This is a genomic window from Acinetobacter sp. SwsAc2, assembly GCF_013391465.1.
GTDB classification, from domain to species: Bacteria; Pseudomonadota; Gammaproteobacteria; order Pseudomonadales; family Moraxellaceae; genus Acinetobacter; species Acinetobacter johnsonii.
The window spans coordinates 1-12,861 of sequence record NZ_JACBEZ010000012.1 but is presented as its reverse complement, the minus strand read 5'-3'; the positions used below and the strand labels follow the sequence as shown (position 1 = coordinate 12,861).

Sequence of the window (12,861 nt, the reverse complement as noted above, 5' to 3'; positions counted from 1 at the left end):
GAGATGGGACGCTTTGGGCTGAATACATTTCCAATGGGGGAAATTCAGTTTAAGATAGTTTCATTCTTATTGGCACATACTAAAATTTATGAAAACCCTAAAGATCGCTACTCGACAAAGCCCGCTTGCTCTTTGGCAAGCTGAACATATCCGTGCTCGTTTAGAAGCATTGCATGCGGGGCTCACAGTAGAGTTGGTGACTTTTGTTACCCAAGGGGACAAAATTTTAGATACACCATTGGCAAAAATTGGTGGCAAAGGTTTATTTGTCAAAGAGCTTGAAGCGGCTTTGTTGGATGGTCGTGCCGATTTGGCAGTGCATTCAATGAAAGATGTTCCGATGGCTCTGCCAGAGGGGTTATCACTGGCCGTGATTTGTGAGCGTGAAGATCCTTTAGATGCTTTTGTGTCGAATAGTTATGCGAATTTTGATGCATTGCCACAAGGGGCGAAGGTCGGCACTTCGAGTTTACGCCGTAAATGCCAAATTTTAAAACTACGACCTGACTTAGAGATTATCGATTTACGTGGCAACGTAGGAACGCGTTTATCTAAATTAGATGCGGGTCAGTACGATGCCATTATTTTGGCCAGTGCGGGATTAAAACGCTTGGGGTTGGCAGAACGTATTCGTCATACCATTCGACCTGAGTTGAGTTTACCTGCCGTGGGTCAGGGCGCTTTAGGGCTAGAGTGCCGTGCAAATGATCAAGCGGTATTGGATTTGATTCATCCTTTATTACATGTAGAAACCGATACCTGTGTTCGCGCTGAACGTGCTTTCAATGCTTATCTTGAAGGTGGATGTCAGGTACCCATTGCAGGCTATGCCACTTTAGCAGACAACCGTATTCAGCTCGAAGGGCGTGTGGGGAGTGTCGATGGGCAAACGCTCCTCAAAGCACAAGTGGCGGGTGATGCCGCTGAAGCCGAGCATTTGGGTGTTGTCCTTGCACAAGAGTTATTGGCTCAAGGTGCAGGTGACTTACTCAAAGCCTTTTATCACTAATATGTCTTAACGATGCTGTTTATTAATACGCGCCCTGTTGATCGCGCGGCAAGCCTCACGATGGCACTAGAGCAACAGGCTGTTGAGGTCTATCCATTGCCGTTACTGGAGTTGTTGCCTAGAGCATGGGATCATGATCTGGCACGCTTGTATCGACAGTTAGCGCAGACCCAAGTGATTGTGGTGGTCAGCCCTAGTGCTGTGCAGTTTGGTATGGCACATTTGCTGCAAAGCGGTTTAACGGTGTCTGATTTACAGCATATTCAATGGATTGCAGTCGGACAAAAAACAGCACAGGCTTTGGCCGAATATGGTTTGGGCAGTGTGGTGCCTGAGGTAGAAACCTCTGAAGGGATGTTACAACTGCCTGTTTTGCAGAACTTGGCCAGTGATGCGAGTATTGCATTTTGGCGAGGAGAAGGTGGGCGTCAGTTTATGATGGACACCTTAATGCAACACGGGCGTCTTATACTGAACTTTGTTTTGTATGAGCGTCGCTGTCCAAATGAAACGATGCAGCAACAGGCTGAATTAATTCAATGTTTATCAGAACATAATCACTACGTCGCACTGATCAGCAGTGAGGCCAGTTGGCTGAATTGGTTGGTTCTGCTGGACTCAAATATTCAGCTTCTGCAACAAGGACACTTTTTGGTGTTGGGTGAGCGTTTGGCACAGATCTTGAAGCAGTATCAACAGCAAATGCATGTGCCGTTTAAAATGAGTGTACTGAAAGATTTAAAGACAGCCACGATTGTACAGTTGTTACAAAGTGAGCAAGGGAACGCATGAAGAAGATTCTTATAATTGTATTGATGGCTGCATTGGCGTGGATTGCGAAGCTAAGTTATGACGTGTGGGGGCTGAGTACACAACAAGCTACTTTGCTCAATGAAATGCACCAAATCGAACAGCGCAGCGCCAATTTGAACGATCAAGTCGTGGCTATGCAGCGTCAAAAAGAAACTTTGAAACAAAACCCTGCAACAGTGAATACGATGAGTAGCCAACCTGCCGAATTGGTGATTGAGGGTATTGATCCAATTTTGTTTATTAAGCAACAGTTGGACTTGGTTGAGTTTGCCTTAAAGCAACAGCAGTATGTGGTGGCCACCGATAAGTTGGCTTTTTTAGATATGCAGCTGGAAAAATATAACTTGGCTGTGGCGTTGAAGCAAAGTTTGCATCAGGTCATAGCGCGAGATATGCAAACCATTCATAAGTTTGTGGCTGAGCGCAATGAGCAGCAAGCGCTGATTAACCGCCAGCTGCAACAGATTGATCAGGCTTTAAGTCGAGAAATACAACAACCTCAGTTAAACACCACGCGCGATACGTCCGAATCCTTTTGGAAGCAATGGTTGAGGCTCGAACCTGCGCAAGCACCTGCAACAGCGCTAATGCAACGACAAATCGTGCTTAAAGAAGCCCAGTTACGCTTATTGTTGGCACGCCAAGCCTTAGCTGCAGGGCAATATACCGAATACCAAAAAGACTTAACCGAAGTAATGCTGTTGATCCAGCAACTTCCAGACCCTAAAGCCAAAGAGCTGCTGAAACAGCTGAATAAGCTGAAAACATTGGTGGTTGTCCCAACGCCTATTTTAAGTACGCGTGCGTTGTTGGGGTAATGGAATGAAACAAATACTGATTGCTTATGGTTTGGTGAGTTTAATTGCAATTGCTGTGTTGAGTGTCTTGAGTTATGGGCATGGTGCGGGTTATGTCTACGTGTTTTGGCATGACTGGCAGTTACAAACCAATCTCTGGATCGTATTTATTGCGCTAGCACTGCTTAGTTTTAGCTTGCATTTGGTTTGGTTGGGGCTAAAACGGTATCTCAGTCGAGAAAAACGCAAAGCGGAAACTGTTTTTGATTTTAAAAGTTTGCATCCTTATGAACAACTGGCTGTGATTTGGTTGTTGGATGCAGGCCGAGATCAACAAGCCTTTATTCAAAATGCCTTCGCGCAGTCGGGCTTGCTCAAAAGTATTATCGATGCACGTTTATATTTGATGCAGGAGCAGTTCCCTGAAGCCTTAAGCGCCTTGAGCCAAAGCAATGCCATGGCTTTTGAGTTGGCGGAACTGCAGCGTATTGAACTGTTTTTAGCACAAGAAGATGCAGAACAGGCTTTAACCCATCTAGAGTTTCTCAATCAACATGAACTTTCACCTTGGCTTAAAGATGTGCAAACCGCTTATGAAGCGTGTTTAAAAGAGCTATGGGGGCGTTTTGCGATTCAGTTTCCATGGCTTTATTTACGCTCAACTCAATATGGTCATTTAGATCAAGATGTGAAAAAAGCATGGCTGAAGCGTTTGTTGATAAAATTTGATCAAGCCAATTATGAAAATTTAGAGGATTTAAAACAACGTTATTTAGACTTGTCTGATCAGATTTTCAGCCGCAGTTATGATGTTCAACTGCTGTGGCTTAAGTTATTAGCACGTATGCCAGACATGAGTGAACAGCACGAACACTTGTCGATTTATTTGCTCAATCAGCAGTTTAATTCCGAAGTATTTTATTTGTGGTTCCAGCAGCAACTTTTGAAACAGCAACCCGATTATGTGGACTTGCAGCAACACATTGAAGCATGGGAAGCGAAGTATACGAGTGTGCCGGTTTTGAGTTTTGCCAAGTGGCATATTTATACTGCTTTAGGCATGCAAGAGCAGGCAGATGCGTTATTAAGTTTATATCCAGATAATGTATTAATGAACTATTTAAGAGTCAAATCGACCTTAAATGGTGATGAAGATTTAATTAAACAGTTAAATTTAATTTTTGAAAATAATGCAAATTTTGTAGAAATGAAAATATAGGTGCATAATGCAGAGCGTTTTAGATTACCCATTGGTTTATACTCAACACGTGGCTTGGGGAGATATGGATGCCTTTGGTCATGTTAATAATGTCATGTATTATCGTTATGTTGAAAGTGCGCGTTTGGCGTATATTGAACATACGGGTATTTTATCTGCGGATGTACTAACTGTTGTTGCATCAAATCAGTGCAAATATTTAAAACCAGTATTTTATCCAGACCAATTAAAAATTAGTGCACGTATTGAAGAACTCAGAAATAGTGCATTTCGTATGCACTATTTATTATGGAGTGAACAGCAACAAGCATTAGTTGCAGAAGCAGAAGCGGTCATTGTTTGTGTCGATAAAACCAATATGCAGAAAACATTAATTCCTGAACTGGTGCGTCAAAAACTCAAAGAATTTGAGTTAACGGTCGGTCATCAAATATAAATATCTTTTTATTTATTTTAAAAGTCGCTAGACTATATAAATACTGTCTAAGTATTGTTGTTTAAGTCATGGATGAGTTGAGTCTTTGGTCTAATCAAAATATTATTAAATAGACTCAGTAAATAAAATGTTGGTTAATGGAGTTAATGTAATGCCAGATATTAGTAATTTATCCGTAGAAGAGTTAAAGCGTCTACAAATCGAAGCGGAAGCTTTAATTGCATCTAAAAAAGATCAAGCAATTGAAGATGCCTATACCCAAATTAACGCGATTGCGGAAAATGTAGGCTTAAGCATTGAACAAATTTTAGAGTTTGGCGCGACTAAGCGTAAAAAAGGTACACGTAAGTCGGTTGAACCGCGTTACCGTAACAAAGGCAATGCTGCTGAGACATGGACTGGCCGTGGTAAGCAACCACGTTGGTTGGTGGCTCAGTTAGAAAAAGGTGCGAAGCTTGAAGATTTTTTAATCTAAGTCATCACCTTGTCACAGATGTGACATAAGCTCAAAAAACCAAGCATTATCTGCTTGGTTTTTTTTATAGTTAAAGTTTGGTGTTGTTGTAAAATTATGCATAATGTCTATCAAAGAAAGACAAGAAATGAAGCAAGGAAGAATAATTGAAAGTTCGTGGTGGGAGAATCACAAAACCTAAATACATCACGTGGTGGATGTTTGCAGTCGTTGCGTTTTTAATTTTTGTTTTGCTGCAAATTCCTGCGGCATGGCTCATTGCAAAATTTTATAAAAACAACCAAGTTTTACATAACGTCAGCGGTAATATTTGGCATGGACAGGCTGATTGGCAAACTGGAAAATTGCGCGGGACGGTGCTTTGGACCACCCGACCTTTAGATTTACTGCTCCTTCGTGCAGGTGCCAATCTCGAAATTTATAGTGGCAATACCAAGCTTGAAGGCGTTTTGGCCTATGGGTTTGGAAAAAAAATAATGGTGCGTGATTTAAACGGACAAATTGCACCAGAAACGTTAAAGTCGTTGGCCAATTGGCAATGGCCGAGTAATGCGGTTCAGTTACAAGAAATTGATTTTAATTATAAAAAAGAGCAGGGATTTGACCAAGTGGATGGGGGGGTACAATGGGCAGGCGGCGAACTCATGTATATCTTTGCGCAGCGCCCACAACAAATGCAGATTCCATCGTTGGCGGGTCGTTTGTCGCAGGAGCAAAATAAGCTGATAGTCGATTTACGCGATCAACGACAACAAAAACTGATGAACCTGACCATCGACCCAAGTCTGATGTTAGATGTGCAATTAACCCAGCGTCTCATGTTGAATGTCCCGTCATATCAAGGCAAAGCAGGCCTAGATAGTTATGTGGTGAGTTCACGTCAGCCTTTGCTTAGTGGGGGCTTTTAATGGGTTTTGATCTGCAAAAATTACCAGAGCTAAATCTCAAACAGTTTGAACGTATAGCACCACTGTGCTTAATGCTTTTGATCTTAGCACTATGCTGGAAGTTGGCTGGCTTATTTTGGCTTTGGGTGGCGCCACCACAAGTCATGCAAATGCCACGCGTTGAATTGGGTTCGCAGCAACCTCAAGTTCCGAATATTACCAATTTTGCGTTATTTGCAGAGCAAAGTAAGAATCCCGCAGATGATCAGCTCAATTTACAGCTACAAGGGGTGGTGGTTGGACAACCCAGTCAGTTCTCATCTGCTGTGATTAAGGCAAATAATGTAGCAGAGCGCTATCGGGTGGGGGAAAACATCGAAGGCAGCGCTTATTATTTGTCAGAGGTGTATTGGGATCGCGTGATTCTCAAAAATAACAGTGGGCAAACCCGAGAATTGTTTTTTCAAGGGATTGATAATTTAGATCAGCAAATTGTGCCCCCAGCAACAGCACCCGTTGCAGCGCCTGCTGTGAGTCAAGAGCAGCAAGCATTAGGCCAAGCAGTACAGAACTTACAACAAGATCGTGAGCAATATTTAAAAGATTTGGGTGTAAATACCAGTAATACAGGGCAAGGTTATCAAGTCACTGAGCAAACACCAGCTGCACTGCGAAGCCGTTTAGGCTTACAGGCAGGGGATCAGATTATGTCTTTAAATGGTCAAACGATCGGACAGGGGCAAAACGACGCGCAGTTGTTAGAACGTGCGCGCCGTGAAGGACAAGTAAAAATAGAAGTGAAACGTGGTGATCGTATCATTACGGTACAACAGAATTTTCAGTGATCGAACATCACCAATATTAGTTAGGAATGACTTGGATTTATGGCTTTATTGAATCACCGCCCTGCTTGGGCACTGACAATCGCAGCGCCTTTGCTTGCCATGGTGAGTACAGCCAGCTATGCACAAACGTGGAAAATTAATCTGCGCGATGCGGACTTAACTGCATTTATTAATGAAGTTGCCGATATTACGGGGAAAAACTTTGCAGTTGATCCACGGGTACGCGGCAATGTCACGGTGATTTCAAACAAAGCGTTGAATAAGCAAGAAGTCTACGACTTGTTCTTAGGGGTCTTGAATGTCAATGGTGTGGTTGCGATTCCTTCTGGGCGGACCATTAAAATTGTGCCTGACAGTAATGTTAAAAGTTCAGGCATTCCCTATGATGTTCGTCACCGTGCCACAGGCGATCAGGTTGTGACGCGGGTGATTTGGCTGGAAAACACCAATGCCAATGACTTGATTCCTGCACTGCGTCCATTGATGCCGCAGTTTGCGCATTTATCTGCAGTGAATGGCACCAATGCACTGATTGTGTCAGATCGCGCCAGCAATATTTATCAGCTTGAGACCATCATCCGTAACTTGGATGGGACGGGACAAAATGACATCGAAGCGGTGTCGTTGCAGTCGAGTCAGGCTGAGGAAATGATTGGGTTGTTGGAAAGTATGAGCGGAACAGGCTCGATCAAAGATTTAAAGGGTTCCAGAATACGAATCATTGCAGATAACCGTACCAATCGGATTATTCTAAAAGGGGATACCGCGACGCGTAAACGTATTCGCCAAATGATCGAGATGCTGGATGTACCTGCTGCGGAGCGTCTAGGCGGATTGAAAGTGTTCCGCTTAAAATATGCCAGCGCTAAAAGCTTATCCGAAATTTTACAAGGTTTGGTCTCAGGGCAGGCTGTTAATTCTAGCGAGTCTAACGACAGCAATAACAATAGTAATTCCAGCTATAACCAAAATAATAGCGTGAGTGAAGGTTCATCTTCACAGATTTCCACCCCAAGTATTAACTTAAACAGCCAGTCCAATCGCAATCAGAACAACATCACCAGCTTTAACAGTAATGGGGTCAGTATTATTGCCGATAGTTCGCAAAATGCGTTGGTGGTCAAGGCTGACCCTCAATTGATGCGTGAAATCGAGTCTGCTATTCAGCAGTTGGATACCCGTCGCCAGCAAGTCCTGATTGAGGCGACTATTCTCGAGGTGGAAGGCAATGATGCCGACCAGTTGGGCGTGCAATGGGCGATGGGTGATTTAAGTAGTGGTGTTGGGATTATCAATTTTGACAATATTGGTTCGAGTCTCAAAAGTATTGCTGCAAACTATTTAACGGGTGGCGGTGCGGGGGCTGCAAGTGCAATTGGCGCGGGTGGTTCGTTAATCCTTGGGGATTATAAAGAAGGCAGTGATGGCTCGCGTCAGTTATATGGCGCGATGATCCAAGCATTAAAAAGTAATACCAAGTCGAATTTGCTGTCTACACCATCGATTGTCACCATGGACAATGAAGAGGCCTATATCGTCGTGGGTGAAAATGTGCCCTTTGTAACAGGCTCAGTTTCTACGACCTCTTCAGGTACAGCCAACCCTTACACCACCATTGAACGTAAAGATGTAGGGGTGACGCTTAAGGTGGTGCCGCATATTGGTGAAGGTGGCACCATCCGCTTAGAGATTGAACAAGAAGTCTCGGATGTCAAAACCAATAAAGGTGAAGCGCAGGATTTGGTCACCAGTAAGCGTGCGATTAAAACCTCGGTCTTGGCGGAACATGGCAATACCATCGTTTTAGGTGGCTTGATTTCGGATAATACGTCTTATTCACGCCAATCGATCCCAGGTCTTGGTGCAATACCGGGGTTGGGGCGTTTATTCCGCTCAGATGGTAAGTCGGATCAGAAACGCAATTTGCTGGTTTTCATTCATCCGACGATTGTGGGGGATGGAGAGTCTGCACGTCGCCTTTCTCAGCAGCGCTACAGTCAGCTTTATAGCTTGCAGTTGGCCATGGATAAAGATGGTAGCTTTGCCAAGTTGCCTGAAAATGTCGATGATGTCTTCCAACAGCGCTTGCCTGTGACATCAACCAAACCGACCTTGCCACAATCGTATCAACAGGTGCCAAGCAGTCCAACCACAACGCAACCGATGGTTGAAACAACGCCTGTGGCTATTGAACCTGCGATTCGTAAACAGCCGATTGCTAATGTTCCTAAAAATACCACCTCGCGTCAGTTATACCCAACGGGTCACCCTTATATTGGCTTGAACCTAATGGAAAATGTTCAAGGTGCTCGCGTGGCACACACGGCACAGGCGGTATCGACAAGCTATTCCATCCCTGAGCGATATACTGAGAATGTCTCGATAGGTTCAGCCTAGCTGTCCTACTATTCATCTGTGAGGGAAGGTGAAATGGTAAAGAATATTCTCTGTGTTATCATAAATCAGCACATAGAGAGATAAGTCATGACTTGGAAAATACAAGCAATTACTGGCGAATTAACTGGTCAGGAAATAAGCATTGATCGTGATATGTTGGTCGGTCGTCATCAAGCAGCGGATATTTTATTACAACAATCTGAAATTTCGCGTAAACATGCGGCCTTTTTACTGAAAGAACAGGCTTTGTGGCTACAAGACTTGGGTTCTTCAAACGGCACGTATGTAAATGATGTGCAAATTGCGGCAGAAACGTTGTTGAAGCAGGGTGATATCGTCCAGTTTGCAAGCTTAAAGTTTTCGGTCTTTGAGCCTGCTAAAGCGTTAGAAGATGTGGTGGAATCGGTAGAGGCTGCAACTTTGGGCGCGGCTGTGGTTGAAACATCGATTAGCCAGCCATCTGAAGCAGTAGCTGCTTCAGAAACGGCTCAAGCGGAAGTGAGTGCTGATGCGCCTGTTGTTGAGCCAGAACTGCCGAAAACGGCAGCTCAGCATATGAGCGATCAGGGCATGCCTGAGCTAAAAGAACGCGATGGTAATGTGAGTTTAACGCGTGACGGGATGCCGCAAAATGTCGGTATTCCGAAACCCGCTCCTATTCCTGCAGGGGTGGATTTGAATGCGCCTAGCGTACCTCAGGTTGAGAACAACGAGGCTTCAAAAGTACAGGTTGAGCAAGAGGTGGAAACTCAGAAAAATGCCTCGCTCGGGTTAATCTCGATTATTGTCTTGATTATTTTAGCGATTATTGCTTGGCTGATGTTCAAATAAAACGCAGATCACACTACAATCAAGGCATGCACAAGCATGCCTTGATTGTTTTTGGGCAGTACACGATAAAAATGGGTGAGGGTGAATGAATATTGCAAATGTGGCACAGCGAGAGGTTTTACTTTTCGATCTAGATGGAACCTTGGTGGATTCAGCAACAGATTTGCATCGTGCCATGAATATGAGCCTGAATGCTTTGCAACTGCCTACCGTTACTGAAGCGCAGGTGCGGGTCTGGGTTGGTAAGGGAACGGCGCTATTTTGTCAAAGTACCTTGCAACATTTAACGGGTAAAGTCGATCCTGCTCAGCAACAACAATTGTTGGAGACGTTTTTAAAAATTTATAATGCCGACCCATGTGTGGAAACTCAGCCTTTTGATGGCATTCTGGAGTTTTTAGAATGGGGCTTGGCACAAAAGAAAACCATGATTTGCGTGACCAATAAACCTGAATTGCCTGCACGCGCCATTGTCGATCATTTAGGCATGGCCCATTATTTTGCGGATGTCATCGGCGGCGATCGTTTCGAAGAGCGCAAACCGCATCCGCGCCAATTGTTACATTGTGTTGAGCAATATGCGCAAAGCAAAGATCAGGTCTTAATGATTGGGGACTCATCCAATGATGTTGAGGCTGCACGCCGTGCGGGTATTGATTGTGTTGTGGTCAGCTATGGCTATAATCATGGTGAAAATATTTTAGACTGTCAGCCACAGCAAGTAGTGGATAATCTGTGTGAACTGATCGGGTAACTTTGCAAACGAAGGAATGAACATGAGTAAACATATGACTTTTCGATGGCGAAACTCCAAGCACTAATTTTAAAAACTGATCACGCCATATTGAAAAAATAGAGAACACTCATGACAACGCAAACTCAATTCGATCAACTCAAAACAGCGGGTTATAACCTGATTCCTGTCTATCGTCAGCGCTTAGCCGATACTGAGACACCATTGTCCGTCTTTGCGCGCCTAAAAGAGCATAAGCAAGCCTATTTGTTTGAATCTGTGGAAGGTGGGGAGAATTGGGCACGCTATTCTATTATTGGTTTAGGTGAATCTACCGTGTTCTCATGCAACGCGGGTGAGCTAACCATTCAACAAGCCGACGGCACCATAGAAAAACAACCTTGTACAGATCCGTTTCAATTCATCCGGGATTTTCAGTCGCGGTATAAAGTACCTACTCAAGCTGATTTACCTGCTCTGCCAAGCTTTACAGGGGGCTTGGTGGGCTACTTTGGTTATGATGCGGTACGTTATATTGAACCGCGTTTAAACAACGCGCCAGAAGCAGATCCAGTGGGTTTACCTGATATTTGGATGATGCTGTCTAAAACAGTGATTGTGTTTGATAACTTAAAAGATACGCTATTCCTGATCGTGCATGCCGATGTGGTTGACGCGGATGCGTATAGCCAAGCCCAGCAGCAACTGGATGCATTGGAAGATTTACTCGCAACGCCAATTAGTCTAAAAGCCACGCCGCATACTGCACCGCATTTTGAGTCACTCACGGGCAAAGCAAAATTCTTAGAATCGATTGAAACGGTGAAAGAATACATCCGTGCGGGCGATGTGATGCAGGTGGTACCAGGGCATCGCATGGTCTCTGACTTTGATGGTGAGCCTTTACAAGTCTATCGTGCGCTACGTCATTTGAACCCATCGCCTTATTTGTTCTTGGTACAAGGGCAAACTTTGGAAAATAATCAGCCTTTTCATATTGTCGGTTCTTCCCCTGAAATTTTATCTCGCCTTGAAAATGGGATTGCAACCGTACGTCCGCTGGCAGGAACACGTCCACGTGGTAAAACCAAAGAAGAAGATTTAGCGCTTGAACAAGACTTGCTGTCGGATGAAAAAGAGATTGCTGAACATTTAATGCTGATTGACTTGGGTCGAAATGATGTCGGTCGTGTCTCGAAAATTGGCAAAGTGCAAGTGACTGATCAAATGGTGATCGAACGTTATTCGCATGTCATGCATATTGTTTCCAATGTGCAAGGTGAAGTTCGTGATGATGTGGATGCATTGGATGTTTTTAAAGCAACTTTCCCTGCAGGCACACTTTCAGGTGCGCCAAAAATCCGTGCGATGGAAATTATTGATCAAGTTGAGCCCGTAAAACGTGGAATTTTTGGTGGTGCTGTTGGTTATTTAGGCTGGCATGGCGAAATGGACATGTCGATTGCGATTCGTACCTGCGTTATTCGTGAAAATAAGGTCTATGTTCAGGCAGGAGCGGGGCTTGTTTATGACTCAAATCCTGAATCTGAGTGGAATGAAACCCAAATAAAAGCTCGCGCAGTGATCAAAGCGGTTGAATTATCGTCAAACGGATTGATTTTGTGAGTTTTTGACGTTTTTTTTGAAAAAAACACTTGCAAGGATTTTGAGTTTTGCTAAACTGCACACCGTTCCGATACGAAACGTACGAAACACTAAGAAACGCCGGCATAGCTCAGTTGGTAGAGCAACTGACTTGTAATCAGTAGGTCCACAGTTCGAATCCGTGTGCCGGCACCATCTTAGGGGGTTGAGTGAGTTAAGTAAAGAGCGACACTGAAGTAAGTGTAAAATGGTGAGGTTCCCGAGCGGTCAAAGGGGGCGGACTGTAACTCCGCTACGAAAGTTTCGAAGGTTCGAATCCTTCCCTCACCACCAATTTTAAGACTTCAAGAAAGTGGTCTTTGTACCAACATCGTGCGGGAGTAGCTCAGTTGGTAGAGCGGTAGCCTTCCAAGCTACATGTCGCGAGTTCGACCCTCGTCTCCCGCTCCATTTGAAGTTTTATATTTGCTCTTATAGCTCAGTGGTAGAGCACTCCCTTGGTAAGGGAGAGGTCTCGAGTTCAAATCTCGATAAGAGCTCCAGATTACAGTTTAGTAGAAATTCTACAAATTTTTAAAGAAGCAGGCTTATTAGTCTGCTTTTCAAGTATTTGGTGTTTGATTTTTTAGGCGATGTGTCGATACTGAGTTGTTTATACCTGTGTTCGACGTAAACGAGGAAGATGAACATGGCTAAGGCTAAGTTTGAACGTAATAAGCCACACGTTAACGTGGGCACAATCGGTCACGTTGACCATGGTAAAACAACTTTAACAGCTGCAATTGCAACTGTATGTGCGAAGAAATTCGGTGGC

General features: G+C 44.0%; 13 protein-coding genes and 4 tRNA genes. All 17 read left to right on the top strand.

Features of this window, described 5'->3' with window-relative positions; translation table 11 throughout:
* Positions 1-88 precede the first annotated feature (88 nt).
* Positions 89-1,009, top strand: coding sequence for a hydroxymethylbilane synthase (hemC, locus tag HYI04_RS07235; protein ID WP_062033245.1), 921 nt, complete (start codon positions 89-91; stop codon positions 1,007-1,009).
* 12 nt (positions 1,010-1,021) lie between these two features.
* The gene (locus HYI04_RS07230; RefSeq protein ID WP_159153595.1) at positions 1,022-1,801 is read left to right on the top strand and encodes a uroporphyrinogen-III synthase; all 780 of its coding nucleotides are present in this window, start codon (positions 1,022-1,024) and stop codon (positions 1,799-1,801) included.
* Entirely contained in the window at positions 1,798-2,640 is an 843-nt protein-coding gene (locus HYI04_RS07225; protein ID WP_148826894.1) for a hypothetical protein, read from the top strand. Before HYI04_RS07230 ends, HYI04_RS07225 begins: the two co-directional genes overlap by 4 nt.
* 4 nt (positions 2,641-2,644) lie before the next feature.
* Complete coding sequence (locus HYI04_RS07220) at positions 2,645-3,838, top strand: heme biosynthesis protein HemY (RefSeq protein WP_159153594.1); 1,194 nt, start codon at positions 2,645-2,647, stop codon at positions 3,836-3,838.
* A gap of 7 nt (positions 3,839-3,845) precedes the next feature.
* The gene (locus tag HYI04_RS07215; RefSeq protein WP_159153593.1) at positions 3,846-4,274 is read left to right on the top strand and encodes a thioesterase family protein; all 429 of its coding nucleotides are present in this window, start codon (positions 3,846-3,848) and stop codon (positions 4,272-4,274) included.
* A gap of 151 nt (positions 4,275-4,425) precedes the next feature.
* Positions 4,426-4,749, top strand: a complete 324-nt coding sequence (locus tag HYI04_RS07210; protein ID WP_004692786.1) for an H-NS family nucleoid-associated regulatory protein — start codon at positions 4,426-4,428, stop codon at positions 4,747-4,749.
* Between the two features lie 197 nt (positions 4,750-4,946).
* Positions 4,947-5,657 carry a type II secretion system protein N gene (gene gspN, locus HYI04_RS07205; protein ID WP_171518793.1) on the top strand — a complete coding sequence of 237 codons (711 nt, stop codon included), beginning with the start codon at positions 4,947-4,949 and terminating at the stop codon, positions 5,655-5,657.
* Positions 5,657-6,481, top strand: a complete 825-nt coding sequence (locus HYI04_RS07200) for a type II secretion system protein N (RefSeq protein ID WP_159153591.1) — start codon at positions 5,657-5,659, stop codon at positions 6,479-6,481. Before gspN ends, HYI04_RS07200 begins: the two co-directional genes overlap by 1 nt.
* Positions 6,482-6,520: 39 nt before the next feature.
* The gene (gspD, locus tag HYI04_RS07195) at positions 6,521-8,878 is read left to right on the top strand and encodes a type II secretion system secretin GspD (RefSeq protein WP_178896038.1); all 2,358 of its coding nucleotides are present in this window, start codon (positions 6,521-6,523) and stop codon (positions 8,876-8,878) included.
* Positions 8,879-8,965: 87 nt separating this feature from the next.
* Positions 8,966-9,709 (top strand): FHA domain-containing protein, encoded by a 744-nt coding sequence (locus tag HYI04_RS07190; RefSeq protein ID WP_160361882.1) that lies wholly within the window; start codon positions 8,966-8,968, stop codon positions 9,707-9,709.
* An 85-nt stretch (positions 9,710-9,794) separates the two neighbouring features.
* Positions 9,795-10,463 carry an HAD-IA family hydrolase gene (locus tag HYI04_RS07185; RefSeq protein WP_160361881.1) on the top strand — a complete coding sequence of 223 codons (669 nt, stop codon included), beginning with the start codon at positions 9,795-9,797 and terminating at the stop codon, positions 10,461-10,463.
* Positions 10,464-10,574: 111 nt separating this feature from the next.
* Positions 10,575-12,068 (top strand): anthranilate synthase component I, encoded by a 1,494-nt coding sequence (trpE, locus tag HYI04_RS07180; RefSeq protein ID WP_062033221.1) that lies wholly within the window; start codon positions 10,575-10,577, stop codon positions 12,066-12,068.
* A gap of 98 nt (positions 12,069-12,166) precedes the next feature.
* Positions 12,167-12,242: transfer RNA gene (locus HYI04_RS07175), tRNA-Thr, on the top strand.
* Positions 12,243-12,296: 54 nt separating this feature from the next.
* Positions 12,297-12,380, top strand: a tRNA-Tyr gene (locus tag HYI04_RS07170).
* Between the two features lie 41 nt (positions 12,381-12,421).
* Positions 12,422-12,497 (top strand) — tRNA-Gly (locus HYI04_RS07165).
* A 17-nt stretch (positions 12,498-12,514) separates the two neighbouring features.
* Positions 12,515-12,589, top strand: a tRNA-Thr gene (locus HYI04_RS07160).
* Positions 12,590-12,735: 146 nt separating this feature from the next.
* The coding region (locus HYI04_RS07155) for a GTP-binding protein (protein WP_227518531.1) at positions 12,736-12,861 on the top strand (126 nt) is incomplete at its 3' end.

Coding starts and splice junctions, on each gene's coding strand:
- HYI04_RS07210 (WP_004692786.1), top strand. CDS start 4,426: ATGCCAGATATTAGTAATTTATCCGTAGAAGAGTTAAAGCGTCTACAA.
- hemC (WP_062033245.1), top strand. CDS start 89: ATGAAAACCCTAAAGATCGCTACTCGACAAAGCCCGCTTGCTCTTTGG.
- HYI04_RS07185 (WP_160361881.1), top strand. CDS start 9,795: ATGAATATTGCAAATGTGGCACAGCGAGAGGTTTTACTTTTCGATCTA.
- gspN (WP_171518793.1), top strand. CDS start 4,947: ATGTTTGCAGTCGTTGCGTTTTTAATTTTTGTTTTGCTGCAAATTCCT.
- HYI04_RS07200 (WP_159153591.1), top strand. CDS start 5,657: ATGGGTTTTGATCTGCAAAAATTACCAGAGCTAAATCTCAAACAGTTT.
- gspD (WP_178896038.1), top strand. CDS start 6,521: ATGGCTTTATTGAATCACCGCCCTGCTTGGGCACTGACAATCGCAGCG.
- HYI04_RS07225 (WP_148826894.1), top strand. CDS start 1,798: ATGAAGAAGATTCTTATAATTGTATTGATGGCTGCATTGGCGTGGATT.
- HYI04_RS07215 (WP_159153593.1), top strand. CDS start 3,846: ATGCAGAGCGTTTTAGATTACCCATTGGTTTATACTCAACACGTGGCT.
- HYI04_RS07220 (WP_159153594.1), top strand. CDS start 2,645: ATGAAACAAATACTGATTGCTTATGGTTTGGTGAGTTTAATTGCAATT.
- HYI04_RS07190 (WP_160361882.1), top strand. CDS start 8,966: ATGACTTGGAAAATACAAGCAATTACTGGCGAATTAACTGGTCAGGAA.
- HYI04_RS07230 (WP_159153595.1), top strand. CDS start 1,022: ATGCTGTTTATTAATACGCGCCCTGTTGATCGCGCGGCAAGCCTCACG.
- trpE (WP_062033221.1), top strand. CDS start 10,575: ATGACAACGCAAACTCAATTCGATCAACTCAAAACAGCGGGTTATAAC.